22 protein-coding genes are annotated in these 24813 nt (G+C 71.3%); 8 read left to right on the forward strand and 14 right to left on the reverse strand.

Going from position 1 to position 24813, the window contains the following annotated elements; all coding sequences use genetic code 11:
• Positions 1-47: 47 nt before the first annotated feature.
• The 12 genes from N5I75_RS07895 to N5I75_RS07950 all read right to left on the reverse strand — a co-directional run bounded on the left by N5I75_RS07895 (position 48) and on the right by N5I75_RS07950 (position 13412).
• Positions 48-1397 (reverse strand): ABC transporter substrate-binding protein, encoded by a 1350-nt coding sequence (locus tag N5I75_RS07895; protein ID WP_476675705.1) that lies wholly within the window; start codon positions 1395-1397, stop codon positions 48-50.
• Positions 1394-2980 (reverse strand): glycoside hydrolase family 43 protein, encoded by a 1587-nt coding sequence (locus tag N5I75_RS07900; protein ID WP_476675707.1) that lies wholly within the window; start codon positions 2978-2980, stop codon positions 1394-1396. The genes N5I75_RS07895 and N5I75_RS07900 overlap by 4 nt, the downstream gene beginning before the upstream one ends.
• Entirely contained in the window at positions 2977-3837 is an 861-nt protein-coding gene (locus N5I75_RS07905) for a DUF6807 domain-containing protein (protein WP_476675709.1), read from the reverse strand. Before N5I75_RS07905 ends, N5I75_RS07900 begins: the two co-directional genes overlap by 4 nt.
• On the reverse strand, positions 3834-5060 hold the full coding sequence (locus tag N5I75_RS07910) for a Gfo/Idh/MocA family protein (RefSeq protein WP_476675711.1): 1227 nt from the start codon (positions 5058-5060) through the stop codon (positions 3834-3836). The genes N5I75_RS07905 and N5I75_RS07910 overlap by 4 nt, the downstream gene beginning before the upstream one ends.
• The gene (locus N5I75_RS07915; protein ID WP_476676964.1) at positions 5057-5953 is read right to left on the reverse strand and encodes a carbohydrate ABC transporter permease; all 897 of its coding nucleotides are present in this window, start codon (positions 5951-5953) and stop codon (positions 5057-5059) included. Before N5I75_RS07915 ends, N5I75_RS07910 begins: the two co-directional genes overlap by 4 nt.
• Positions 5954-5970: 17 nt before the next feature.
• The gene (locus N5I75_RS07920) at positions 5971-6900 is read right to left on the reverse strand and encodes a carbohydrate ABC transporter permease (RefSeq protein ID WP_476675713.1); all 930 of its coding nucleotides are present in this window, start codon (positions 6898-6900) and stop codon (positions 5971-5973) included.
• Positions 6901-6997: 97 nt separating this feature from the next.
• Positions 6998-8737, reverse strand: coding sequence for an L-arabinonate dehydratase (gene araD, locus N5I75_RS07925; protein ID WP_476675714.1), 1740 nt, complete (start codon positions 8735-8737; stop codon positions 6998-7000).
• Positions 8734-9663, reverse strand: coding sequence for a dihydrodipicolinate synthase family protein (locus N5I75_RS07930; RefSeq protein WP_476675716.1), 930 nt, complete (start codon positions 9661-9663; stop codon positions 8734-8736). Before N5I75_RS07930 ends, araD begins: the two co-directional genes overlap by 4 nt.
• Entirely contained in the window at positions 9660-10358 is a 699-nt protein-coding gene (locus tag N5I75_RS07935; RefSeq protein ID WP_476675718.1) for a GntR family transcriptional regulator, read from the reverse strand. The genes N5I75_RS07930 and N5I75_RS07935 overlap by 4 nt, the downstream gene beginning before the upstream one ends.
• 241 nt (positions 10359-10599) lie before the next feature.
• Positions 10600-11199, reverse strand: coding sequence for a TIGR03086 family metal-binding protein (locus tag N5I75_RS07940; protein ID WP_476675720.1), 600 nt, complete (start codon positions 11197-11199; stop codon positions 10600-10602).
• An 84-nt stretch (positions 11200-11283) separates the two neighbouring features.
• The gene (locus tag N5I75_RS07945; RefSeq protein ID WP_476675722.1) at positions 11284-12444 is read right to left on the reverse strand and encodes a hypothetical protein; all 1161 of its coding nucleotides are present in this window, start codon (positions 12442-12444) and stop codon (positions 11284-11286) included.
• On the reverse strand, positions 12441-13412 hold the full coding sequence (locus tag N5I75_RS07950; RefSeq protein WP_476675724.1) for a 5-dehydro-4-deoxyglucarate dehydratase: 972 nt from the start codon (positions 13410-13412) through the stop codon (positions 12441-12443). The genes N5I75_RS07945 and N5I75_RS07950 overlap by 4 nt, the downstream gene beginning before the upstream one ends.
• Positions 13413-13638: 226 nt before the next feature.
• Between N5I75_RS07950 and N5I75_RS07955 the strand changes: the two genes are divergently transcribed.
• From N5I75_RS07955 to N5I75_RS07985, 7 genes are all read left to right on the forward strand, one after another.
• Positions 13639-14502: an NAD-dependent epimerase/dehydratase family protein gene (locus tag N5I75_RS07955; RefSeq protein WP_476675726.1), complete on the forward strand. Its 864-nt coding sequence runs from the start codon at positions 13639-13641 to the stop codon at positions 14500-14502.
• A gap of 270 nt (positions 14503-14772) precedes the next feature.
• Positions 14773-15534 carry a DeoR/GlpR family DNA-binding transcription regulator gene (locus tag N5I75_RS07960; protein ID WP_398197540.1) on the forward strand — a complete coding sequence of 254 codons (762 nt, stop codon included), beginning with the start codon at positions 14773-14775 and terminating at the stop codon, positions 15532-15534.
• Positions 15535-15673: 139 nt separating this feature from the next.
• Positions 15674-17047, forward strand: a complete 1374-nt coding sequence (locus N5I75_RS07965) for an ABC transporter substrate-binding protein (protein WP_476675728.1) — start codon at positions 15674-15676, stop codon at positions 17045-17047.
• Positions 17044-18000 carry a carbohydrate ABC transporter permease gene (locus N5I75_RS07970; RefSeq protein ID WP_476675730.1) on the forward strand — a complete coding sequence of 319 codons (957 nt, stop codon included), beginning with the start codon at positions 17044-17046 and terminating at the stop codon, positions 17998-18000. The genes N5I75_RS07965 and N5I75_RS07970 overlap by 4 nt, the downstream gene beginning before the upstream one ends.
• Positions 17997-18860 (forward strand): carbohydrate ABC transporter permease, encoded by an 864-nt coding sequence (locus N5I75_RS07975; protein WP_476675732.1) that lies wholly within the window; start codon positions 17997-17999, stop codon positions 18858-18860. Before N5I75_RS07970 ends, N5I75_RS07975 begins: the two co-directional genes overlap by 4 nt.
• Entirely contained in the window at positions 18857-19846 is a 990-nt protein-coding gene (locus N5I75_RS07980) for a zinc-dependent alcohol dehydrogenase family protein (RefSeq protein ID WP_476675734.1), read from the forward strand. Before N5I75_RS07975 ends, N5I75_RS07980 begins: the two co-directional genes overlap by 4 nt.
• A 42-nt stretch (positions 19847-19888) precedes the next feature.
• On the forward strand, positions 19889-20110 hold the full coding sequence (locus tag N5I75_RS07985; protein WP_476675736.1) for a hypothetical protein: 222 nt from the start codon (positions 19889-19891) through the stop codon (positions 20108-20110).
• A 12-nt stretch (positions 20111-20122) separates the two neighbouring features.
• Here the strand turns inward: N5I75_RS07985 and N5I75_RS07990 are convergent, their stop codons facing one another.
• Entirely contained in the window at positions 20123-21367 is a 1245-nt protein-coding gene (locus N5I75_RS07990; protein WP_476675738.1) for a TerD family protein, read from the reverse strand.
• 198 nt (positions 21368-21565) lie between these two features.
• Between N5I75_RS07990 and N5I75_RS07995 the strand changes: the two genes are divergently transcribed.
• Positions 21566-23041 carry an amino acid permease gene (locus tag N5I75_RS07995; protein ID WP_476676965.1) on the forward strand — a complete coding sequence of 492 codons (1476 nt, stop codon included), beginning with the start codon at positions 21566-21568 and terminating at the stop codon, positions 23039-23041.
• A gap of 24 nt (positions 23042-23065) precedes the next feature.
• On the opposite strand, the gene N5I75_RS08000 is transcribed toward N5I75_RS07995, so the two are convergent.
• Complete coding sequence (locus N5I75_RS08000; protein WP_476675740.1) at positions 23066-24538, reverse strand: alkaline phosphatase PhoX; 1473 nt, start codon at positions 24536-24538, stop codon at positions 23066-23068.
• Between the last annotated feature and the right edge of the window lie 275 nt (positions 24539-24813).

Below are 24813 nucleotides of genomic sequence, written 5' to 3' on the forward strand. Positions count from 1 at the left end.
TCCCGCCGCCGGACCGGTCTCGTACGGGCGCGTGGCGGCCTCGGGCCCTACTTGGCCTGCGCCTTCCACTCGTCCTGAGCCTTGTTCAGCTGCTCGGCGAGGGTGTCGAGGAACTTCTTGGCGGACTGCTTGCCGAGCATGACCTTCTGCAGGTCGTCCTCGTTGTCGGCCTTGGAGATGGTGTTCCAGTCGGGCAGGTAGTACGGCAGGTTCACGATCTTGGTGGAGCCGGAGGAGAGCGCCTCGGCGGCGAGCCGGGTCGGCTCGGACTTCTGCACCCAGGCGTCCTTGGCGGCGTCGGTGTTGGCCGGGATCTGCTTGGCCTGCTCGTTCCACTTGCTGTTCGAGGCGTGCGAGGCGGCGAACTCGATGAACTTCCAGGCGGCCTGCTTGTTCTTGCTCGCCTTGAAGAGGCCGAGCCCGTCGACGGGGTTGGAGACCTGGACGCGGGTGCCGCTCTCACCGGTCGGGCTCGGCAGGCCGCGGAACTTGTCGCCGAACGCCTTCACGTGGTCCTCGTAGGAGCCCAGGTTGTGGCTGAGCATGCCGATCTGGCCGCTGTCGAACTGGGCGACCATCTTGGTGAAGTCGTTGTTGACGTCGGCGGACGGCGTGGCCTTCTTGTAGAGGCCGACGTACTTCTCCAGGGCGGTCACGTTCTTCGGGTCGTTGACCGTGGTCTTGGTGTTGTCCGCGTCCCAGAACGACGTGATGCCGCTCTGCCCGTACATCGCGTCGAGGGCCTGCGCGATGGAGCCCTCGCCGCCGCGGATGGTGTAGCCGAACTTGTTCTTCCCGGTGTCGGTGAGTCTGGCGGCGGCGTCGAAGAACTTCGGCCACGTCGTCGGCGCCTCCACGCCAGCCGCCTTGAACAGATCGGTGCGGTAGTACAGGACGCCGTTGTTGGCCGAGGTCGGGACGGTGAACAGCTTCGAGCCCGAGCCGCCCGCCGATTTCACGGACTCCACGAAGGCGTCGTTGAGCTTGCCGTTGAGGGAGCTGGTGGCGAGCCGGTCGTCGAGGGGTTCGAGGGCGTTCTGCGCGGCGATCCCGGCGAGCATGGCGGTGCCCACGCCGCCGACGTCCGGGAGTCCGCCGCCCTGGATCGCGGTGTCGTACTTGGACTGCACGTTCTCGGCGGGGATGCCGACGTACTTCACCTTGATGTCCGGGTTCGCCTTCTCGAAGTCCTTGATGATCTCCATCCAGACGTCACGGCGCACCGCCGTGTTGTTGTCCCAGAAGGTGATCTCACCCTTGCCGGAACCCTCGTCGCCCTTGTCACCGCCCGCGCCGCTGCCGTCGTCGCCGCAGGCGGTCGCGGTGAGCGCGAGGACGGTGGTCAGGGCGAGGGCGGTACCGGTGCGGAGCGCGCCTTTGCGCATGCGGATGTTCATGGTCGGCTCTCTTCTTCTGGATCCAACTGAGGGTGTGTCGCGGTGGTGATCTGGAAGTGCGTGAACAGGGCGGTGCCGGCCGGTCCCGGACCGGGCGGTGCCGCCGCGAACAGGGCGAGGAGCGCGCCGACCCAGCGCCAGGGCGTCGCGGCGAAGACCTGGCCCGAGGGCAGGAAGCCGGCGCCGTCGCCGGTGTCGAGGGCGAAGCGGCAGCGCGCCCCGTCGGTGACGTCGATCCGCAGCCGGGCCGTGCCGTCCGGCGCGGGGCGCGCGGTCGCGGCGTCGCGTTCGGCCTCGGCGACCGTCTCGGCGAACCGGTGCACGGCGCGGGCGGTGCCGTCCTCGCCGCGCTCCAGGCCGATCCAGGAGTACGCGTCGCCGAGGACGGCGAGCCCGGCCCGGGCGCCGGGCGCGGTGCTGGTGAGGCTGAGATCCACCTCCACCCGGGACGGGAGCAGGGGCAGCCGCTGGGTGAGCAGGTGCGGGACACGGCGCAGGTCCCGGACCCCGTCGGCGGACCGGACGCAGGTGAGCCGCAGACCGTCCCCGGCGTGCGAACTGGCCCAGCCGTCGCGCGGGTTGGCGGTCCACTGCCACTGCCGGCCGAACCGGCCGCCGGGGAAGTCGTCGTCCGTGGCGGGCGCGGTGACCGGCTGCGCGGGCAGCGCCGGTTTGCGGTGCACGGGGACGGGGGCGCCGTCGTCCCCCAGCACGGGCCAGCCGTCGGCGTCCCAGCGCATCGGTTGCAGATGCACGACACGCCCGTACGGGCCGCGCTGCTGGAAGTGCAGGAACCAGTCCTCGCCCGCGCCGGTCCGCACCCAGCCGCCCTGATGGGGGCCGTTGACGTCGGTCGCGCCCTGTTCCAGGACGACGCGCTCCTCGTACGGCCCGAAAAACGAGCGGGAGCGGAAGGCGCCCTGCCAGCCGGTCTCCACGCTGCCCGCCGGGGCGAAGATCCAGTACCAGCCGTCGTGCCGGTAGGCCTTGGGGCCCTCGACGGTGAACCAGCCGGGGATCGCGTCCCCGTCGATGACGACCTGCCCCTCGTCGAGGAGTTCGCGGCCGTCGGGGCTCATGCGGTGGCCGGTGAGCCGGTTCTTGATGCCGGCGCGCGAGCGGGCGTAGGCGTGCACGAGGAAGGCTTCGCCGCTCTCCTCGTCCCAGAGGGGGCAGGCGTCGATGAGCCCCTTGCCCGCCTTGAGGAGGTGGGGCGCGGTCCACGGGCCGCGGACGGACGGCGCGTTGATCTGGTACACGCCGTGGTCGGGGTCGCCCCAGAAGATCCAGAAGCGGCCGTCGTGGTGGCGCAGGGACGGGGCCCAGACGCCGCAGTCGTGGCGCGGCGTCGTGAACGCCTCTGCGGGTTCGAGCCGGTCCAGGGCGTGGCCGACGAGCGTCCAGTTGACGAGGTCGCGGGAGTGCAGGAGCGGCAGGCCCGGTACGCGGCCGAAGCTGGACGCGGTGAGGTAGAAGTCGTCGCCGACGCGGAGGACGTCGGGGTCGGACCAGTCGGCGGCGAGGACGGGGTTGCGGTACGTGCCGTCGCCCAGGTCACCGGTGATCGGGCGGGCGGCGCTCATGCGGTCACCGCCTTGCGGACCAGGGCGGCGGCGCGGGCCCGGTCCAGGCGGCCGTCGGCGACGACCGTGACGACGCGGCGCACGGCGGTCTCCCCCGCGCCGATCCGCAGCCGCGCCCGCGAGGCGAGCGAGGAGCCGACGCCCGGGTACTCCCCTGTGCGTACGAACCACGGGTCGCGGCGGGTTTCGGCGGTGGCCCCGGCGAAGACGAGGGTCCAGCCGTCGCCCGCGAGGGCCAGCCAGTCGGCGGTGCGGCCGTGCACGGCGGACTCGCCCTCGGCGGCGGCGGTGAAGACGGCGGGCGGGGCCGTTTCCTTGGGCGCGCGCCAGAAGAAGCCTCCGTACGCGGCGCCGGGACGGCCGTTGGTGGCGGGGCTGCCGATGCCGATGTCCTCGCCGCCCGGGTTGGTGAGGGTGAAGGTGAGGTCCAGCGCCCAGGCGTCCGGCGCGAGTCGGGTCGTGGCGACGGTGCGGCGCTCGCGCAGGACGAGGCAGCCGCCGGCCGTCCACTCCAGGTCCTCGACGAAGCCGTCCGGGTCGCACAGCTTGAACTCGACGTGGCGCTGCTCGCCGTGGTTGTCGAGGTCGGTGGGGCCCTGGTCGCGTACGTAGGTGCGGCCGCCCCAGAAGTTGAACCCGGCGACGTCCGGCACGGCGACGCTGACGCCCAGGTGGTGGAGGTGGTCGGCGGGCGCGAACTCGGTGACGGGGGTGCCGCCGAGGGTGCTGACCGGGTGCAGGCAGGGGCGCGGCGAGAGCCGGTGCTCGACGTCGGGGCGCAGGTCGTAGCGGGCGACGGGGCGGCCCGCGCAGCTGAGGGTGAGGGGGGCGGTGATCTGTCGGAGGGAGTGGTTCACGATGCTGCCTCCAGTCCTTGCCGGGCCCAGGGGGCGCCGAGCCCGGCGTAGCCGGTGAGGGAGTCCGCGCTGGCGGCGACGAGTCCGTCGATGCCGTGCACGACACGGCGGGGGGCCGCGCCCTCGCCCGCGCCCGGAGGGGCCGGGAGAAGGGTCCAGGCGTCGGCCGGGAGGGCGCGCGGGTCCGGGGCGCGCCGGATCTCCTCGACGACGCGCATGAAGGCGCCGGTCGCCGCGGGCGGTACGAGGAGGTCGGCGCCGCACGTCAGATGGTCGAGGAGGTTCTCCAGGAGGTCCGTGCGCCCGAAGACCGTCTCCTCGGGACCGTGCCCGGCGCGCTGTACGAGGACGCGGTCCTGCTTGTACCAGAAGGTGATCCGGCCCCGGCTGCCGTGCACGACGACGTACGGCTCCTCGGCGTGCTCGGCGCAGAGCGTGGCGGCGACGGTGACGCGGGCGCGGGCGCCGTCGCGCGGGGTGATCTCGACGAAGGAGGTGTCGTCGGCCTCGATGGCGTTGGCGCGGAAGAGTTCGGTGCGGACGGCGGCGAGGTCGTCGGCGCCGGTCGCGCCGGAGAGGGCGAGGGCGGTGGAGACGGCGTGGGCGAGGGGGTTGGTGAGGACACCGTCGACGACGTCCACGTACCCCGTGCCGGCGCGGTCGGGGAGGCGGCGGTGGCCTGCCCAGGGGGCGCGCCGGAAGTAGGCCTCGTCGCGGACCCAGGCCCCCGCGGCGCCGATGCCGAGCACGTCACCGATGCGGCCCTCGCGCACGAGATCTCGTATATGGGACATCGCGTGCGAGCCCAGCGACTGGAACCCGATCTGGCAGGCGACCCCCGCCTCCGCCACGCCCCGCACCATCCGCTCGTATTCCGTATATGACGGCGCGGGCGGCTTCTCCAGGAGGAGGTGGACGCCCCGGCGCGCGGCGGTCAGCGCCAGCTCCGTGTGCGTGGGGATCGGCGTGCAGATGACCGCGACGCGGGCGCCGGTGGTGTCTAGGAGGGCGCCGAGGTCGTCGCCCTGCGCGACGGGGCCGAAGCCTTCGAGCTCCCGCTCCTCCAGCGGCTTGAGTTCGCAGACCCCGGCGAGCGTGACCCGTCCGGCGTCGGCGAGGCGCCGCAGGTTGTTCAGGTGCCAGCGGCCGTGCCCGCGCGCACCGGCGAGGACGACGGGGACCGGCTCGGCGGGACCCGAGGCTGCGGGGTGCGGGCCGCTCATCCCTTCACCGCCCCGGCGCTGAACCCCGTGACCAGCCACTTCTGGATGAACGCGAAGACGATGACGACGGGGACGGCCGCGACGACACCACCGGCGGCGAGCGCGCCCAGGTCGACGGAGTCGGCGCCCATGAGCGTGGCGAGCCCGACCGGGATCGTCTGCTTGTCCTGGTCCGAGAGGAACATCAGCGCGAACAGGAAGTGGTTCCAGCTGTGCACGAAGGCGAAGGAGCCGACCGCGATGAGGCCCGGCCGAAGGAGCGGGAGCACCACGGCGCAGAAGGCCCGGAAGCGCCCGCAGCCGTCGACCCAGGCCGCCTCCTCCAGGGAGTACGGCACGTTCTTGATGAACCCGCTGATCAGGATCATCGTGAGCGGCAGCTGGAAGACGGTCTCGGCGATGATGACGGAGCCGAGCGAGTTGATCATCTTCAGGTTGGCGAAGATCTGGAAGAGCGGGACCAGCATCAGGGCACCCGGAATGAACTGCGAGCACAGCAGCGCCAGCATGAAGCCCTGCTTGACCTTGAAGTTAAAGCGGGCCAGGGCGTATCCGCCGGCGAGGGCGACGACAGTCGTCATCAGCATCGAGGCGACGCCGACGAGCAGGCTGTTCTGGAAGAAGATCCCGAAGGACCGCTCGTTCCACACCTTGTCGAAGTGGTCGAAGGTCAGCGGCCACGGCACGAGCGAGGTGGACCCGGCGGGCCGGAACGCGAAGAGCAGCATCCAGTAGAACGGGATCAGCGTGAAGAGGAGGTAGACGCCGAGCGGCAGATAGATCTGCCAGCGCGGTACGTCGTCGTAGGAGCGGCCCTTCTTCGACGGGACGGGGGCCGGCCGGTGGCGGTGGCGGCCGGACGTGGTGCGGTCGGGTGCGGTGACAGTGGTCAACTGGGCTTCCTTGACGTTCACTTCTCCTCGCCCCCGAACTTGCTCAGCCGCAGATAGACCATCGAGCAGAAGAGGAGGATCACGAAGGCGATGGAGGTCAGCGCGGACGCGTAGCCGAAGTCGTGGCTGTCGACGGCGATGGAGGCGATGCGCAGCGGCAGGGTGGTCGTCTCACCCGCGGGCCCGCCGCCGGTGAGGGTGTAGAGCAGGTCGACGTTGTTGAACTCCCACACCGCACGAAGGAGCGTGGAGAGGATGATCGCGTCCTTCAGGTGCGGCAGCGTGATGTGCAGGAACTGCCGCCAGCGGCTCGCGCCGTCGACCTCGGCGGCCTCGTACAGGTCCTTCGAGACGGACTGCAGGTCGGCGAGGATGAGGATCGCGAAGAAGGGGACGCCGCGCCACAGCTCGGCGGTGACGACGGCCGGGAAGACGGTCGCGGTGTCCGACAGCCACGAGGTGCCGTAACTGCCCACGCCCACGTCGGCGAGGTAACGGGTGATGCCGGTCTGGGAGTTGTAGAGCAGCATCCAGACGGCGGAGGTGAGCACGCCGGAGACGGCCCACGGGGAGAAGACGAGGGCGCGGGCCATCGCGCGGCCGACGAAGGTCTGGTTGACGACGAGCGCGAGGCCGAGGCCGAGCAGCAGCTGGAGCACCACCTGCACGACGACCCACTGGAGGCTGAAGCCGAGCGTGTGCCAGAAGTCGGGGTCGTCGGTGAACGCGGTGACGAAGTTGTCGAAGCCCGCGAAGCCGTTGCGCCACGGCTTGGTGGGGTTGAAGTGCTGGAGGCTGTAGTAGAAGACGCTGATCACGGGGTACGCGATGAAGCCCAGCATCAGCAGCCCGGCGGGGGCGATCAGCAGGTACGGCAGCCTGCGCGGGGTGGCCGACTTGCGGCGCCGGCCGGGCGGGGCTTTCGCCACGGCAGTGGCTTGGGCCATGACTGGACTCCGATCTCGAAAGCGCTTTCCAGAGAGGGTGCGGTGGGTCTGGGCGCGGGGTGGTCTGGGTGCCGGTGGGAGGGCGACGGGGCGCGGGTCAGCCCGCGTAGGGGTCGGGGACCTCGCCCGGCTTGGCCAGGAAGGCGAAGTCGCAGCCGGTGTCGGCCTGGGTGATCTGCTCGTTGTAGAGCGCGCCGTAGCCGCGCTCGTAGCGCTCGGGGGGCGCGGTCCATGCGGCGCGGCGCCGCGCCAGCTCGTCGTCGGAGACGTTCAGTTGCAAGGTGCGGGCGGCGACATCAAGGGTGATCGAGTCGCCGGTGCGGACGAGCGCCAGCGGTCCGCCGACGTATGACTCGGGGGCGATGTGCAGCGCGCACGCCCCGTAGCTGGTGCCGCTCATCCGGGCGTCGGAGATCCGCACCATGTCGCGTACGCCCTGCTTGAGCAGGTGGTCGGGGATCGGCAGCATCCCGTACTCGGGCATCCCGGGTCCGCCCTTGGGTCCTGAGTTGCGCAGGACGAGGACGGTGTCGGCGGTGATGCCGAGGTCCGGGTCGTTGATGGTGCGCTGCATCGTCCTGTAGTCGTCGAAGACGACGGCGGGCCCGGTGTGCTTGAGCAGGTGCGGCTCGGCGGAGATGTGCTTGATGACGGCGCCGTCGGGGCAGAGGTTGCCGCGCAGGACGGCGACGCCGCCCTCGGTGGCGACCGGGTTCTCACGGGTGCGGATGACGTCGTCGTCGTGGACGGCCGCGTTCGCGAGCTGGTCGCCGAGGCGGCCGTTGACGGTCGGGCGGTCCAGGTGGAGCAGGTCGGTAATGCGGGAGAGGAACGCGGGCAGGCCGCCGGCGAAGTAGAAGTCCTCCATCAGGTACGTCTGTCCGCCCGGCCGGACGTTGGCGAGGACGGGCACGGTACGGGCGATGCGGTCGAAGTCGTCGAGGGTGAGGCGGACGCCCGCCCGGCCCGCCATGGCGATCAGGTGGATCACGGCGTTGGTCGAGCCGCCGAGGCCGAGGACGGTGGTGACGGCGTCCTCGAAGGCGTCCGCCGTGAGGATCGCGGACGGCTTGAGCGCGGTCCAGGCCAGCTCGACCGCGCGCCGTCCGGAGGCCGCGGCCATCCGCTCGTGCGCCGAGTCGACGGCGGGGATCGAGGAGGCGCCGGGCAGCGTCATGCCGAGCGCTTCCGCGGCGGCGGTCATGGTGGAGGCGGTCCCCATGGTCATGCAGTGACCGGGCGAACGGGCAAGCCCGCCTTGCAGCTCGCGCAGGTCGCAGTCGGTCAGATTTCCCGCCCGGTGCTCGTCCCAGTACTTCCACATGTCGGTGCCGGAGCCGAGGGTCTCGCCGCGCCAGTGTCCGGGCAGCATCGGCCCGGCGGGCACGAAGAGGGACGGTACGTCGGCGGAGGTGGCGCCCATGAGCAGCGCCGGGGTCGACTTGTCGCAGCCGCCGAGCAGGACCGCCGCGTCGACCGGGTAGGAGCGCAGCAGCTCCTCGGTCTCCATGGCGAGCAGGTTGCGGTAGAGCATCGGGGTCGGCTTCTGGTACGTCTCCGAGAGCGTGGAGACGGGGAACTCCAGCGGGAAGCCGCCCGCCTGCCAGACGCCCCGCTTGACCGCCTCGGCGCGTTCGCGCAGGTGGACGTGGCAGGGGTTGATGTCCGACCAGGTGTTGAGGACGGCGATCACCGGGCGGCCCCGGTACTCCTCGGCCTCGTAGCCGAGCTGGCGCATCCGGGCGTTGTGCGACCAGGTGCGCAGGGCACCCTCGGTGCCGTACCACTGGTGGGAGCGGAGCTGTTCCGGGGCCAGTCTTGGCAGGTCGCCGGTCATATGGACCACCCCGCGGCGATCTCGGCGACCTCGGCGCGCTCCGCCTCCGGCAGCTCCTGGCTCGGCGGCCTGACCTCGCGGCGGCACAGGCCGAGCGAGGCGAGGGCCTCCTTGACGACGGTGACGTTGTTGGCGGAGGCGTCGGCGCCGCGCAGCTCCTCGAAGCGGCGGATCTGCTCCCACACCTTCATGGCCTTGGGATAGTCGCCGGATCGAAGCGCTTCGATCATGGACAGCGAGACGCCCGGCGCGACGTTCACGAGCCCCGACGTGAAACCGGTGGCGCCCGCCGAGAAGTAGGAGGGCGCGTACGGCTCGGCGAGCCCCGCGACCCAGACGAACCGGTCCAGACCCGCGTCCCGCGCGAACGCGGCGAACCGCGTGGCGTCCGGCACGGCGTACTTCACGCCGATCACGTTGGGGCAGTCCGCGCCGAGTTCGGCGAGGCGGGCGCCGGGCAGCGCGGCGTTCTTCAGGTAGGGGACGACGCCGATCTCGGGGACGGCCCGCGCGATGGCCCGGTGGTAGTCGACCCAGCCGCCCTCGGAGACGTACGGGTGCACGGGCTGGTGCACCATCACCATGTCGGCGCCGAGATCATGGGCGTGGCGGGCGGCCTCGACGGCGGTCGGCACGTCGTGGCCGACGCCGACCAGGACCGAGGTGCCGGGCCGCTCCCCCGTCTCCGCGAGGGTCAGCTCCGTGACGAGGCGGCGCTCCTGCGGGGTCAGCGCGTAGAACTCGCCGGTGTTCCCGTTCGGGGTGAGCGTGCGCACCCCTGCGTCCAGCAGCCGCCGCAGCAGGGCCGTGTAGGTGGCTTCGTCGACCGTCCCGTCCTCGGCGAACGGGGTCACGGGGATCGCCACCACGTCGGCCAGCGCGGTCCGCTGGGTCTGGAACGCGTACGACGCTGTCGTGCCTGTCATGAGCGCGGCTCACCCTTCTGGTTCGGCTGCTGCTTCGGCTGGTCCGGGCCGAGGATCTCGATCTCGGGGAACGCCCGCCGCACGAACGAGGCGATGTGGTCGCGCAGCGCGCGGGAGGCGCCCTGCGCGTCGCCGGCGAGGGCCAGCTCCAGGATCTCCTGGTGCTCGGCGGCCTCCCGGTCCCAGGAGGGGTGCGCGGCCCAGGCCACGGCGGAGACGAGCGCGGCCTGGTCGCGGACCTCGTCGAGCATCTTGCCGAGCAGCGGGTTGCCGCACGGGACGTAGAGCGCGCGGTGGAACTCCCGGTTGGCGAGCGAGCGTTGGGCGGTGTCGCTCGCGGTGGCGGCGCGCTCCAGTGCCTCGCGGGCGACGTCGAGGGAGGCGCGGCGGTGCACGGTGCGGCGCAGCGCCTCGGGTTCGAGGAGGAGGCGCACGTCGTAGACCTCGCGGGCCATGTCCGCGTCCACCATGCGCACCGTGACGCCCTTGTACTGGCTCATCACGACGAGTCCGGTCCCGGCCAGGGTCTTGAGCGCCTCGCGCACCGGCGTCTTGGAGACGCCGAACTGCGCGGCGAGGTCGGTCTCCACCAGCGGCTGGCCCGGCCTCAACTGCCCGGTCAGGATGCGGTGCTTGATCTCGTCCTGCACGTACTGCGTACGGGAGGAGGGGATCGGAGTGGGCACTGAGGTCATGCGCGCCTCTCGCGTGTGGGTGCGGCGGTACGGGTGTCGCTGTTCGTGCATCCCGTATCGCGTATCGCGTCTCATATATGACGTACGAAGTACGACGCGTTGAAGCTAGAAGCACGGCGATGTTTCGTCAACGCTTCCGACGAAAGAAGTTCGGGCGGCTCCGAAAAAGACGACTGCCCTTCGCGGGGTGCTCAAGTGCGTCCCCACGAAGGGCAGTTGGAAGCGGTCGACGGAACTCCGCTTACGCCTTCCAGGCCGGGTCGCGGCCGCTCAGGCCGATGACGCGGTCGAGCAGCGGGGCGTCGTCGGGCACGGGCACGATGGGCCCGAACAGGCCGTCGCCGTTCTCCGCGTCGGCGTCCTCGGCGCCGCCCTGCGGGGCCGCCGGTGCGAGGAGGTCGCGGGCGGCCCGCACCGCCGCCTCGTCGGGGAGGTAGGCCTGGCCGGTGGCGCGGGCCAGGTCCCAGCCGTGCACGACCAGCTCGTCGGCGGTGACCAGGCCAGCGACCGCGCCGGGCAGGTCGAGCCCGCCCGCCCGCGTCATGCCCTCCCAGGCCGCGGGCTCGCTCCAGGTGTCGACCAGCGCGTCCAGCGCCTTGGGCAGGGCGGCGCGCCAGTCGGCCGGGAGTTCGGGCAGCCCGGGGCCCGGATCGCTGCCCTCGGTCTCCTTGCGTCCGGCGGCGCGCAGCCCGGCGGCCAGGCCGACGAGGTGGCCGAGCAGCTCGCGCACGGTGTAGTCGGGGCACGGGGTGGGCAGGCCGAGCTGGTCCTCGCGGACGCCGTGGGCGAGGCGCGCGACGATGCGGGCCTGGGGGCCGAGGTCCACTGCGGTGTCACTCATGACGATGGGGCGCCCTTCCGGTGAGTACGGGGTTCTCCGGCAAGGTGGACTCGCCGGGGACCCGGAACTCATCGCCGCGCGCGGTCACAGCTCGGCGAGCGCCTCCTTCACCGCGGCCAGGTCCGCGTCCGAGGCGAGCCCCGCGTGGTAGAGCCGCAGCTCGTCCGCGCCCAGGTCGCGGGCGGCGCGGGCGTCCTCGGCGAGGGTGCCGGGGCTGCCGCCCATCCCGCGTACGACGGTCAGGTTCGCGGCGACCACTCCCCTGCCCTGCGCGACGAACGGGCGCAGCAGACCCGCGCCGCCCGTGCAGGGCACGACGACGCCGTCGGCGACGGAGAGGATGTGCGCGGGGTCGACCCCGACGTTGGCGCCGCAGTGGTACGGGACCGGGTCGGCGTGGAGCAGCACCTGGAACCCCGGCGGGGCCGCCTCCCGCACCGCCGCCACCGCGGCTTCCTGGAGGGAGCGGGCGGTCGCGTCGCGGTGGGCGCGGGTGGCGGCGGCGGTCTCGGCGCCGAGGAGCTTCTCGACGGTGGGCCAGCCGTCGTCGGAGGCGTGGCCGCGCCAGAGGGGTTCGAGGGCGGAACGGACGGCTTCCGCCAATTGCTGTGCGGACAGGCCGTGTTGGGCGTACCCCCGCCCGCAGGCCGCGCAGAAGCACAGGGACATCAGGTACTGCCCGGCCTCGCCGAGGGCGACGCCGGCCGTCTTGTCGTGGGCGTGCAGATGGGCGAGGCCGTACCAGCCGAGGGACTCCAGTTCGGTGCCGCGCGCGCCGGGCCGGGTGGCGGCCTCGGCGGCGAGGTCGGTCAGGTAGGCGCGGGTGGCGGGCTGCGCGATGCACGGGGCCCACGGGTAGCGGTCGCCGTAGGCGTTGCGGACGGAGGTGTCCGGGTGCTCGGCGCCGAGGCGGCTGTTGTGGGCGAGGACGACCCAGGTGTGGACGTCGAGCCCGGCGTCGGCGAGGGCGGCGGCGGCTTCGCCGTAGGCGTCGCCGGGGGCCCACTCCCCGGCGGGGTACGGCCTCGGCTCCCGCCCCCGCCACCGCTGTTCGTCGACCGGATACAGCGCGGAGGCGTGTTCGGCGGTGACGACGCGGTGGCGCGGGTGGCGCGGGGTGAGGGCGCGGGTGGAGTGGTAGGCGGCGGCGAGGGTGACCTGCTGGACGCCGAGGTCGGCGATGCGGCGGGCGGCGTCCGGGTCGCCGTTGACGTCCCAGGGGTAGACGAACGCGGAGACCTTCACGCGTCACCCGCCTCGGCGCTTTCGAGGAGCGCCTGGCCGCGCTCGATCAGTTCGGCGAGCCGCTTGACGTGCTCCCCGGTCGGCTCCTGGAGCGGCGGGCGGACCTCGCCGACGTCGAGCCCGCGCAGCCGTACACCGGCCTTGACCAGGGAGACGGCGTACCCCTTCCCCTGATTGCGCAGCTCGACGAGCGGCCGGTAGAAGCCGTCGAGGAGCTTGTTCACGGTCGCGTCGTCGCCCGAGTTGAGCGCTGTGTGGAAGGCCTGCGCGATGTCGGGTGCGAAGCAGAAGACGGCGGAGGAGTAGAGGGTGATGCCGATGCCGCGGTAGGCGAGGCCGGTGAGTTCGGCGGTGGGCAGCCCGTTGAAGTAGAGGAAGTCCGCGTCCGGTGCCTCGCCGCGTACGGCGCTCACCGTGCGCTGCATCAGGTCGAGGTCGCCGAGCCCGTCCTTGAGGCCGAGGATCTTGGGGTGGCGGGCGAGCTCGACGACCGTCTCCGGGGTGAAGACGGCGTTGTCGCGCTGGTAGACGATGACGTCGAGGGAGGTCGCCTCGGCGAGCTGCGTGTAGTGGCGCAGGAGCCCCTCCTGTCCGGCCACGACAAGGTAGGGCGGCATCGCCAGCAGCCCGTCCGCGCCCGCCCGTTCGGCCAGACGCGCGTACTGAACCGCGAGAGCCGTGCCGTATCCGGCGCCCGCGACGACGGGCACCCGGCCCTCGGCCGCCTCGACCGCGGCGGCGACGCAGGCCTCGAACTCCTCCGGGGCGAGCGCATGGAACTCCCCCGTGCCGCAGCAGGCGAAGACGGCGGCGGCCCCGGCCTCGACGCCGCGCCGCACATGGGTGCGGTAGGTGTCGAGGTCGATGGCGGCGCCGGTGCCGTCGCCGTCGGGCCCGTACGCGGTGACGGGGAAGAACAGCGGACCGCTGGGGACGCTGAGTCGGGCGGCGAGGGCGGCTGAGGTCACGGGCTCTCCCTGTACATGAGGTTGATCATGTGCACGTATTTGATCCGCGTCTATATTTCTGAACGCGCTCACGGTAAGCCGCCGCAAAGGGGACGGTCAAGCACTTGGACCCGCCCCGAACTCGCCGGGCGAACACCACCCTTGACGGGCTCGGAGGGCGCTCCTTACCGTGGCCCCGCATGTGTCCACGCATGTGAATGCAGCTCACAGACACGGAGACCCGCACATGTCAGTGCCCTCGCCGTCCTCGCCACCCGCCGGCCCCCGCACCATTCTCCTCACCGGCGCCGCCGGCGGACTCGGCACCCTCATGCGGGAGCTGCTGCCCGCGCACGGCCACCGGCTCCGGCTGCTCGACGTGCGCCCCATCCCCGACGCGCCGGACGCGATCGTCGCCGACCTCAACGACACGGAGGCGCTGCGCGAGGCGGTGCGCGGCGTCGACGGCGTGCTGCACCTGGCGGGCATCTCCCTCGAGTCCACCTTCGAGAAGATCCTCGACTCGAACATCAAGGGCACCTACCACCTCTACGAGGCGGTGCGCGCCGAGGCGGAGACCCGCGCGGACGGCAGGGCCCCCCGCGTCGTCTTCGCCTCCTCCAACCACGCGATCGGCTTCACCCCGCGCCCGCACACGGAGGACGGCGCCCCGCTGGTCCCGGTCTCGACGCTGCGCCGCCCCGACACCTACTACGGCCTGTCGAAGTCCTTCGGCGAGGACCTGGCCCAGTTCTACTGGGACAAGCACGGCGTGGAGACGGTCTCCGTCCGCATCGGCTCCTGCTTCAAGGAGCCGACCGACGTCCGCATGATGTCGGTCTGGATGAGCCCCGCGGACGGCGCCCGCCTCTTCCACGCGGCCCTGACCGCCCCGGACGTCGGCCACACCGTCGTCTACGGCTCCTCCGCCAACACCCGCCTCTGGTGGGACCTGACCAGCGCCCGCGCCCTCGGCTACGACCCCCAGGACGACTCGGAGGAGTACGCGGAAACCCTCCTCGCCGAGTTCGGCCCCCTGACCGACGACAACCCGGCCCACCAGTACATGGGCGGCCGCTTCATCAACGACCCCCCGATCTGGCCGTACTGAGCACCTCTCTTCGAACGGGCAGCAGGGCGGACGGGCACCGAACGGGCCCGTCCGCCCTGCTGTTCGGGCATTCAGGGCGCCCGAACAGGCACGCCGCACCGCTTCTCCGCAGGTCCGCGCCGGGAGGCCCGCTTTCCGAACGGGCCGAGACGGGCAGCATCTTGTCCGCAACAGGCCTGGTCACCGCCGCCCGGCGCCGGTAAAACTTCCGGTGCGGGCCCTTCCGGGCCCGAACGGGCAACGGAGCTGCTGCCAGGGAGGCGCGTCGGCATGAGTGCGGAGGAACGTCAGCGGGAGATCGTGCGGACCGCACGCCGCACCGGCTCCGTCGACGTCACGGAACTCGCGATCGAGCTGGGCGTCGCCAAGGAGACCGTCCGCCGCGACCTGCGCGCCCTGGAGGACCACGGCCTGGTCCGGCGCACGCACGGCGGGGCGTACCCGGTGGAGAGCGCCGGGTTCGAGACGACGCTCGCGTTCCGTACGACGATGCACGTGCCGGAGAAGCGGCGGATCGCCTCGGCCGCCGCCGATCTGCTCGGCGACGCCGAGACCGTCTTCATCGACGAGGGGTTCACCCCGCAGCTCATCGCCGAGGCGCTCCCCCGCGACCGGCCGCTGACCGTCGTCACCGCGTCCCTCGCCACGGCCGGCGCGCTCGCCGAGGCCGACAACACCACCGTGCTGCTGCTCGGCGGCCGGGTCCGCGCGGGCACGCTCGCCACCGTCGACCACTGGACGACGAAGATGCTGGCCGGGTTCGTCATCGACCTCGCCTACATCGGCGCCAACGGCATCTCCCGCGACCACGGCCTGACCACCCCCGATCCCGCCGTCAGCGAGGTGAAGGCGCAGGCCATCAGGGCGGCCCGGCGCACGGTCTTCACGGGCGTGCACACCAAGTTCGGGGCGGTCAGCTTCTGCCGGTTCGCACCCGTGGGCGCGCTCGAAGCGATCGTCACCGGCAGCCAGCTCCCCACGTCCGAAGCACACCGGTACTCACTGATGGGCCCGCAGGTCATCCGCGTCTGACCCCGTACACGTCACCAGCACACGTCACCAGCAAGAACACCCCGCACCACCGCTCGGGCACCCCCATGCCCGAAACCGCATCCCCTGTATTCCCTGTTTCCCCTTCATCCCCACACGCCCCATAAGTCCAGGAGCAACCATGCGAACCCAGAGCCGACGGAGGCCGCCGGGCGCCCTGCTCGCCACGGCCGCCGCAGGGACGCTGCTCATCCCCCTCCTGTCCGGCTGCTGGGCCGGCGCCGGCGGGCTCGGTACGGGCGGCGACGCCATCAACGTACTGATGGTGAACAACCCGCAGATGACCCAGTTGCAGAAGCTGACCTCCCGCTACTTCACGCGCGAGACCGGCATCAAGGTCAACTTCACCGTGCTGCCCGAGAACGACGTCCGCGACAAGATCAGCCAGGACTTCGCCAACCAGGCGGGCCAGTACGACGTGGCGACGCTCAGCAACTACGAGATCCCCATCTACGCGCGCAACGGCTGGCTGCACGACCTCGATCCGTACGTGCGGGAGGACACCGGCTTCGATCAGCAGGACATCCTCAAGCCCATGCGCGAGTCGCTGACCGGCGACGACGGCAAGCTCTACGGTGAGCCCTTCTACGGTGAGTCGTCCTTCCTCATGTACCGCAAGGACGTCTTCGCGAAGAAGGGGCTGAAGATGCCCGACCGGCCGACCTGGCAGCAGGTCGCCGACCTCGCCGCGAAGGTGGACGGCGCGGAGTCCGGCATGAAGGGCATCTGCCTGCGCGGCCTGCCCGGCTGGGGCGAGCTGATGGCGCCGCTGACCACGGTCGTCAACACCTTCGGCGGCACCTGGTTCGACAAGGACTGGACCGCGCGCCTGGACGACAAGGGCTTCAAGGACGCGACGAAGTTCTACGTGGACCTCGTGCGCGAGCACGGCGAGTCGGGCGCGGCCCAGGCCGGGTTCGCCGAGTGCCTCAACAACCTCACTCAGTCCAAGACGGCCATGTGGTACGACGCGACCTCCGCCGCCGGTTCCCTCGAGTCCGCGAACTCCCCGGTCAAGGGCAAGATCGGGTACGTGCCCGCGCCCGTCGTGAAGACCGAGGGCAGCGGCTGGCTCTACACCTGGGCGTGGGGCCTGCAGAAGGCGTCCCACAACCCCGACAACGCCTGGAAGTTCATCTCCTGGGCGTCCGGCAAGGGGTACGAGAAGCTCGTCGGCGAGAAGGTCGGCTGGTCCGACGTCCCGGCCGGCAAGCGCGCCTCGACGTACGAGATCCCGGCGTACCGGCGCGAGGCCGCCGCCTTCGTCGACGTGACCCGCACCGCCATCGAGGGTGCCCGGCCGCGCGACCCGGGTGTGCAGAAGCGGCCCGCGCCCGGCATCCAGTTCGTCGGCATCCCCGAGTTCACCGACCTCGGCACCAAGGTCTCGCAGGAGATCAGCGCGGCGATCGCCGGGCGCCAGTCCGTCGACTCGGCCCTGAAGAAGTCCCAAGAACTCGCCGCCGACATCGCGAAGGAGTACGAGGGCCGATGACCAGCACATCGACGCCGCCGGTGCCCGCGGCCCCCGCCGCCGCCACCCGCGTGCCCGACGCCCGCCCCGACGCGCCGGGCAGGCTCCGCGCCTGGGCCACCCGCGCGCCCCTCCTGCCCGCCCTGATCTTCATGATCGTCGTGACCCAGCTGCCGTTCGTGGCGACGCTGGTGATCTCCCTCTTCGACTGGAACGCGCTCTACCCGGACGCCCGCCACTTCACCTGGTTCGGCAACTACTCGGAGGTCCTCTCCGACGCCGACCTGCGCAAATCCGTCCTGACGACCATCATCCTGACCGTCACGGTCGTCATCGTGAGTCTTGTCGTCGGGCTCGGGCTCGCCCTGCTCCTCGACCGCAAGTTCCGGGGGCGCGGTCTCGTCCGTACGCTGCTCATCGCGCCGTTCCTCGTCGTGCCCGTGGCGGCCGCGCTGCTCTGGAAGCACGTGCTCTACAACCCGGAGTACGGGCTGCTCAACGGTCTCCTGCACTACGTCGGCGGGCCGCAGCCGGACTGGATCTCCAACACCCCGCTGATCGCGGTGGAGATGGCGCTGATCTGGCAGTGGACACCGTTCATGATGCTGATCCTGCTCGCGGGCCTGCAGTCGCGCTCCGCCGAACAGATCGAGGCCGCCCGGATGGACGGGGCGAGCCCGTGGCAGATCTTCCGCCACCTCACCCTGCCGCATCTGCGTCGCTACCTGGAGCTGGGCGCCCTGCTCGGTTCGATCTACATCGTGCAGAACTTCGACGCCGTCTTCACGCTCACCTCCGGCGGCCTGGGCACGGCGAACCTGCCCTACACCGTCTACCAGAGCTTCTACCAGGCCCACGAGAACGGCCTGGCCTCGGCCGCCGGCGTCCTGGTCGTCATCGGTTCGATCATCATCGCGACGTTCGCGCTGCGCGTCGTGTCGTCCCTGTTCCGTGAGGAGGTGTCACGCGGATGACCTCCACCGGCATCAGCCAGAACCAGCCCCCGAAAAAGGGCTTTCTCAAGACCCAGGGTCTCGGTCTCGCCGCCTGGCTGCTCGGCATCATCTTCTTCCTGCCCATCGCCTGGATGGTGCTCACCTCCTTCCACTCCGAGGAGGACGCGGCGACGAACCCGCCGTCCTTCGCGGCCTCGCTCACCCTCGACGGCTACCGCGAGTTCTTCGGCGCGGGCGGCGGCGCCAGCCCCTGGCCCGCGCTGATCAACTCGACGGTCGCCTCGCTCGCCTCGACCCTCTTCGTCCTGCTCCTGGCCCTGCCGGCGGCGTACGCGCTGTCGATCCGGCCGGTGAAGAAGTGGACCGACGTTCTCTTCTTCTTCCTCTCCACGAAGATGCTGCCCGTCGTCGCGGGGCTCCTTCCGCTCTACCTCTTCGCGAAGAACACCGACTTCCTCGACAACATCTGGCTGCTCGTCATCCTCTACACCTCGATGAACCTGCCGATCGCGGTGTGGATGATGCACTCGTTCCTCGCGGAGGTGCCGGTCGCGGTCATCGAGGCCGCGCAGATCGACGGCGCCCGGCTGCCCACCGTGCTGACCCGGGTGGTGGCCCCGATCGCGCTGCCCGGCATCGCGGCGACCGCGCTGATCTGCTTCATCTTCAGCTGGAACGAACTCCTCTTCGCACGGGTGCTGACCGGCGTCGTCGCCGAGACCGCCCCCGTCTTCCTGACCGGCTTCATCACCAGCCAGGGCCTGTTCCTGGCGAAGGTGTGCGCCGCGTCGCTCGTCATCTCCCTGCCGGTGCTCGCCGCGGGGTTCGCCGCCCAGGACAAGCTGGTCCAGGGCCTGTCGTTGGGAGCTGTGAAATGAAGGCCGCGATCGTCGAGTCCGTCGGCAAGGTCGTCGTCGGGGAGGTGCCGGACCCCACGCCGGGGCCCCGCGACGTCGTCGTGGAGGTGGCGGCCTGCGGCCTGTGCGGGACCGATCTGCACATCCGGCAGGGCGAGTTCGCCCCCACGCTGCCGGTGGTACCGGGCCACGAGTTCGCGGGCACGGTCGCCGAGGTCGGCAGCGCCGTCACCGAGGTGCGGGTCGGCGACCGGGTCGCCGTCGACCCCTCGCTGCACTGTCACGAGTGCCGCTTCTGCCGTGCGGGGCGCGGCAACCTCTGCGAGCGCTGGGCCGCCATCGGCGTCACCACGGCGGGCGGCGCCGCCCAGTACGCGCTGGCCCCCGTCGCCAACTGCGTCCGCCTCCCCGACCACGTACGCACCCAGGACGCGGCCCTCATCGAGCCGCTGTCCTGCGCGGTGCGCGGCTACGACGTGCTCCAGTCGCGGCTCGCCTCGCACGTCCTGATCTACGGGTCCGGGACCATGGGGCTGATGATGCTGGAGCTGGCCAAGCGCACGGGCGCGGCGAGCGTCGACGTGGTCGACCTGAACCCGGAGCGGCTCGCCACGGCCAAGCAGCTCGGCGTCTCGGCCTCCGCCGCGAACGCCGACGAGCTGGACCGGCCCGAGGGCTGGGACGTGGTCATCGACGCGACCGGCAACGCGGCGGCGATCCAGGACGGCCTCGGCCGCGTCGCCAAGGCGGGCACGTTCCTCCAGTTCGGCGTCGCGGACTACGCGACCCGGGTGGAGATCGACCCGTACCGGATCTACAACCAGGAGATCACCATCACCGGCTCGATGGCCGTCCTGCACAGCTACGAGCGGGCCGCCGAGCTGTTCGCGGGCGGCGTCCTCGACCCGGAAGTCTTCATCAGCGACCGACTGCCGCTCGACCAGTACCCGCAGGCGCTCGACCAGTTCGCGTCCGGGGTCGGCCGGAAGATCGTCGTCGTGCCGTAATCCACTGGAACGCCGGGCACGGCCGGGACTACTCTCCCGGCCGTGCCCACACCCCACGGATTCACCTACACGCGGCGCGCCGACGGCAGCGTCACGATCACTCACTCCGGGCGCGACGCGGGCGTCCTGCGCGGCGCCCGGGCCGAGAGATTCCTGGCCGAAGTGGCCTCGGGCGACGACCAGTTGGTCATGGCCCGCTGGACCGGGAACTACCGCAGGGGGAACGAGCGCCAGGCCCGCTCCCACCCGCGCAACCAGCGGTAGCCGGTCCCGGCCTCAGAGCGCCTGGGCCGCCGGCTTCACCATGCCGCGCACCGTGCGCGATTTCACGAAGTCGCCCATCGCCGTCATCTCCCACTCGCCGGAGAACTGCCGGATGAGCTTGGCCATCATGACGCCGGTCTGCGCCTCCGCGTTCGTCAGGTCGAAGCGGACCAGCTCCTCGCCGCTCGCCGCGTCGAGCAGACGGCAGTACGCCTTGGCGACGTCGGTGAACTTCTGGCCCGAGAACGAGTTCACCGTGAAGACCAGGCCCGTGACCTCCTGCGGCAGGCGGCCCAGGTCGACGACGATCACCTCGTCGTCGCCCGCGCCCTCGCCCGTGAGGTTGTCGCCGGAGTGCTTGATCGCGCCGTTCACGATCGAGAGCTTGCCGAAGTAGCAGCTGTCGATGTGGTTGCGCTGCGGGCCGTACGCGATCACCGACGCGTCCAGGTCGATGTCCTTGCCGCGGAACGCGGGCTCCCAGCCAAGGCCCATCTTGACCTGGCTGAGCAGCGGCTTGCCGCCCTTGACCAGGGACACCGTCTGGTTCTTCTGGAGGGAGACCCGGCCCTTGTCGAGGTTGATCTTCCCCGAGCCGGGCGCGGGCGCGGCCGGTGCGGCGGGCGCCGCGGCGGGCGGCGGGGGCGGCGCGATGCGCGGGTCGACCGGCGGGGTGGTCGGCGCGGGCATGGCGGCGGCCGGGCTCGCGGCGGGGGCGGCGACGGGCGGGGCGGCGGGCGCGGCCGGAGCCGCGGGCGCCGCCGGTTCCTCGACCGAGACGCCGAAGTCGGTGGCGATCCCGGCCAGGCCGTTGGCGTAGCCCTGGCCCACCGCGCGGGCCTTCCATGCCCCGTTGCGCAGATAGACCTCCATGACGACGAGGGCCGTCTCCGTGCCGAGCTGCGGCGGCGTGAACGTGGCCAGGACCGAGCCGTCGTCCGCGCTGCGGATCGTGGCGGTCGGCTCGATGCCCTGGAACGTCTGGCCCGCGGCGTCCGGGCTCGCGGTGACGACGATCTTCTCGATGCCCGGCGGGACGGCGGTGGTGTCGACCGTGATCGAGTCGGGGCTCGTGCCCCCGCCCGACGTGTACGTGACACCGGGGCCCGCGGGCTGGTTGTAGAAGATGAAGTCGTCGTCCGAGCGCACCTTGCCGTCGGCGGTGAGCAGCAGGCCCGACACGTCGAGCCGCACGGGGGCCGAGACGTCCACCGCCACACGCTGCGCCGTGAGCGGGATGTTCGAACCTGGGGTCATTGCTGTCATACCGGGGACAACGAGCGACTCCGCTTTACCGTTCCCTTACCGAAGGCCAATTTTCCGGGCCCCTCCCCCGAACGGAGCGCGCCCTCCCCCGTACGGCGCGCCCCCTCCCCCGTACGGACGACACGGCACAGGACCGGTTGCGTAAGCCACCGATCGGCGCCGCGCAATGCGAGAGTTCCCGGGGTGAACCTGCACAAAGACTCCCACTCAGGACATTCGCCGGACGATCCCACGGCCGCGGAGGGCGTCGCCGACGCGGGCGACCTCGGCTACAGCAAGGCCCTGAAACCCCGGCACATCAGCATGATCGCGATTGGTGGCGCGATCGGCACGGGGCTCTTCCTCGGCGCGGGCGGCAACCTCGCCAAGGCGGGCCCCGCGCTGGCGTTCGCGTACGCGGTCAGCGGCGTCTTCGCGTTCTTCGTCGTCCGGGCGCTCGGCGAGATGGTCGTGCACCGGCCGTCCTCCGGCTCGTTCGTGAGCTACGCGCGCGAGTTCCTCGGCGAGCAGGGCGCGTACATCGCGGGCTGGATGTACGTCCTGAACTGGTCGACCACCGGCATGGCCGACATCACGGCGATCGCGCTGTACGTGCACTACTGGTCGATGTTCACCTCCGTACCGCAGTGGGTGCTCGCGGCGATCGCCCTCGCCATCGTGCTCACGGTGAACCTGATCTCGGTCAAGAGCTTCGGCGAGATGGAGTTCTGGTTCGCCATCGTCAAGGTCGCCGCGATCGTGGTGTTCCTGCTGATCGGCGTCTTCTTCCTGGCGTCGCGCCAGGAGATCGAGGACCATGCGGCGGGTCTCTCGCTGATCAGCGACAGCGGCGGCTGGTTCCCGATGGGCGTGCTGCCCGTCATCCTCATCACGCAGACGGTGATCTTCGCGTACTCGGCGGTCGAGATGGTCGGCGTGACGGCGGGCGAGACCGCCGACCCGGAGACGATCGTGCCGAAGGCGGTGAACTCGATCATGTGGCGTGTGGCCGTCTTCTACGTCGGCTCGGTCGTGATGCTGACGCTGCTGCTGCCATGGACGGCGTACTCGGCGGGCGAGAGCCCGTTCGTGACGGTCCTGTCGAAGATCGGCGTCCCGGCGGCGGGCGGCATCATGAACCTGGTCGTGCTCACGGCCGCGATGTCGTCCCTGAACTCCGGGCTCTACACGACGGGCCGCATCCTGCGCTCGATGGCGATGGCCGGATCCGCGCCGTCCTTCACCGCGCGGATGAGCCGCAGCCATGTCCCCTACGCGGGCATCCTGCTGACGTCGACGGTGGCCTTGTTCGGCGTCGCGCTCAACGCATGGCTGCCCGAAGACGCGTTCGGGATCGTCACCAACGTGGCCTCGCTCGGCGTCATCTCCACCTGGTGCATGATCATGCTCTGCCATCTGGTGTTCGTGCGCCGCGCCAAGCAAGGGCTCGTGCGGCGGCCCGGCTTCCGGCTGTGGGGCTCGCCGTGGACCGAGCTGGTGACGATCGCGTTCCTGCTCGCGGTGCTCGTCATGATGTGGTTCGACACGGAAGGACCGGGCCGCGACACCGTCCTGCTGCTCATCCCGATCGCGCTCGCGCTCGTGGCCGGCTGGTTCGCGGTACGGCGCAGGGTCCACCGGATCGCCTGCGAACGGGAGGCGCCTCCGGTGGACCCGCTGGGCTGAGAACCCGGCTGTTGCGCATCTGGGTCAGCGCTGGCGCTTCCAGGGGCCGGTGATCGCCAGCATGATGCCTGGCGTCTGGATGTTGGCGTACAGGGTGCGGCCGTCGGGCGAGAACGTGACGCCGGTGAACTCGCTGTACTCCGGCTCCTCCGCGGTGCCGATGTTCAGCTCGTTGCGCGCGATCGGGTACGTGTTGCCGCGCTCGGTCGCGCCGAACAGGTGCTGGACGCCCTCGCCGTCCTCGGCGATGACCAGACCGCCGTACGGGGAGACGGTGATGTTGTCCGGGCCGTCGAAGGCGCCGTCGACGGACGGGTCCGGGTTGACGCCGAGCAGCACCTTCAGGGTCAGCGTGCGGCGCTTCGGGTCGTAGAACCAGACCTGGCCGTCGTGCGCGACCGGGCTCTCGGAACGGGCGAAGGAGGAGACGACGTAGGCGCCGCCGTCCGCCCACCACATGCCCTCCAGCTTGCGGGCGCGGGTGACCTCGCCGTCCTTGAACTGCTTGCGCGTGGAGACCGTCTTGGCATCACGGTCGGGGACGTCGACCCAGTCGACGCCGTAGACCGTGCCGGTCTTCGTGGCGCGGGACAGGTCGTCGACGAATCGGCCGCCGGAGTCGAAGCACTTGAACGCCTGGAGGACGCCCGCGTCGTCGGCTAGGGTGCGGAGCTTGCCGCGGCCGTGGCGGAAGCCGTGCGGCGGGACCCAGCGGTAGAGCAGGCCGTTGGGGCCCGAGGCGTCCTCGGTGAGGTACATGTCGCCGCGCTTCGGGTCGACGACGACCGCCTCGTGCGCGTACCGGCCGAGGGCCTTGATCGGCTTCGGGGAGCGGTTGGCGCGTCGATCGGCGGGGTCGACCTCGAAGACGTAGCCGTGGTCCTTGGTGAAGCCGTTCTTGCCGGCCTTGTCCTCGGTCTCCTCGCAGGTCAGCCAGGTGTTCCAGGGGGTGGAGCCGCCCGCGCAGTTGGTGGCGGTGCCCGCGATGCCGACCCACTCGGCGACCTCGCCGCCGCGGCGCACCTCGACGACCGTGCAGCCGCCGGCCGCCATCGGGTCGTAGACCAGGCCCTCGGTGAGCGGCACCGGGTGCGGCCAGTCGGCGCGGGCGCCCGCCAGCTCGTGGTTGTTGACGAGCAGGGTGGCGCCGCGCGGGCCCTCGAAGGTGGCGGTGCCGTCGTGGTTGGACGGCGTGAACTCGCCGGACTCCAGCTTCGTCTTCCCGCAGTAGGTGACGATCTTGTACGAGAACCCGGCGGGCAGCGCGAGGATGCCCTTGGGGTCGGAGCGCAGCTCACCGTATCCGGCGCCGTGGTGGCCGTGACCGTGCCCGTGGTCGTGGCCGTGGCCCTTGCCGGCGAGAGCGGCGTCGTCGAAGTCGTCCGTGGCGGCGAGGGCGCCCGGCGCCGTGGCGAGCGCGCCGACGGACCCGGCCAGGGCGACGCCCGCGCCGGTGGCCGCCGAGCGTACGGCGAAGTCCCTGCGAGTGAGTGACATGGTGGCTGTCTCCTGCTGACGGTGAACGGGGGCGGGGCCGGGTGGGGTCGCGGACCCTGTTTCCGGCCACACGTTCCCGTCCGCGCCTGAACGGCGGTTGAACGCGGCCCTACGTCCAGGGGCCCGCTTCGCCGACTTCCGTGAACGCCCGGGGCGCAGGAGAAGGCGAGGGAAGAATCTTCGTAAGGAAGGTCATCAGCCGCACTTCAGGACCGAAGCCAAGATTTCGCGCGGAACGCCTTGACCCCCTTCCCGGACGGCAATAGACAGGCCCT

The sequence above is a fragment of the Streptomyces sp. R818 genome (assembly GCF_056172735.1).

What these genes read in the sequence shown, in the direction of transcription:
- N5I75_RS07895 (WP_476675705.1), bottom strand. Translation starts at nt 1,397, where the DNA reads ATGAACATCCGCATGCGCAAAGGCGCGCTCCGCACCGGTACCGCCCTC.
- N5I75_RS07900 (WP_476675707.1), bottom strand. Translation starts at nt 2,980, where the DNA reads ATGAGCGCCGCCCGCCCGATCACCGGTGACCTGGGCGACGGCACGTAC.
- N5I75_RS07910 (WP_476675711.1), bottom strand. Translation starts at nt 5,060, where the DNA reads ATGAGCGGCCCGCACCCCGCAGCCTCGGGTCCCGCCGAGCCGGTCCCC.
- N5I75_RS07920 (WP_476675713.1), bottom strand. Translation starts at nt 6,900, where the DNA reads ATGGCCCAAGCCACTGCCGTGGCGAAAGCCCCGCCCGGCCGGCGCCGC.
- araD (WP_476675714.1), bottom strand. Translation starts at nt 8,737, where the DNA reads ATGACCGGCGACCTGCCAAGACTGGCCCCGGAACAGCTCCGCTCCCAC.
- N5I75_RS07930 (WP_476675716.1), bottom strand. Translation starts at nt 9,663, where the DNA reads ATGACAGGCACGACAGCGTCGTACGCGTTCCAGACCCAGCGGACCGCG.
- N5I75_RS07935 (WP_476675718.1), bottom strand. Translation starts at nt 10,358, where the DNA reads ATGACCTCAGTGCCCACTCCGATCCCCTCCTCCCGTACGCAGTACGTG.
- N5I75_RS07940 (WP_476675720.1), bottom strand. Translation starts at nt 11,199, where the DNA reads ATGAGTGACACCGCAGTGGACCTCGGCCCCCAGGCCCGCATCGTCGCG.
- N5I75_RS07955 (WP_476675726.1), top strand. Translation starts at nt 13,639, where the DNA reads ATGTCAGTGCCCTCGCCGTCCTCGCCACCCGCCGGCCCCCGCACCATT.
- N5I75_RS07960 (WP_398197540.1), top strand. Translation starts at nt 14,773, where the DNA reads ATGAGTGCGGAGGAACGTCAGCGGGAGATCGTGCGGACCGCACGCCGC.
- N5I75_RS07965 (WP_476675728.1), top strand. Translation starts at nt 15,674, where the DNA reads ATGCGAACCCAGAGCCGACGGAGGCCGCCGGGCGCCCTGCTCGCCACG.
- N5I75_RS07970 (WP_476675730.1), top strand. Translation starts at nt 17,044, where the DNA reads ATGACCAGCACATCGACGCCGCCGGTGCCCGCGGCCCCCGCCGCCGCC.
- N5I75_RS07975 (WP_476675732.1), top strand. Translation starts at nt 17,997, where the DNA reads ATGACCTCCACCGGCATCAGCCAGAACCAGCCCCCGAAAAAGGGCTTT.
- N5I75_RS07980 (WP_476675734.1), top strand. Translation starts at nt 18,857, where the DNA reads ATGAAGGCCGCGATCGTCGAGTCCGTCGGCAAGGTCGTCGTCGGGGAG.
- N5I75_RS07990 (WP_476675738.1), bottom strand. Translation starts at nt 21,367, where the DNA reads ATGACCCCAGGTTCGAACATCCCGCTCACGGCGCAGCGTGTGGCGGTG.
- N5I75_RS08000 (WP_476675740.1), bottom strand. Translation starts at nt 24,538, where the DNA reads ATGTCACTCACTCGCAGGGACTTCGCCGTACGCTCGGCGGCCACCGGC.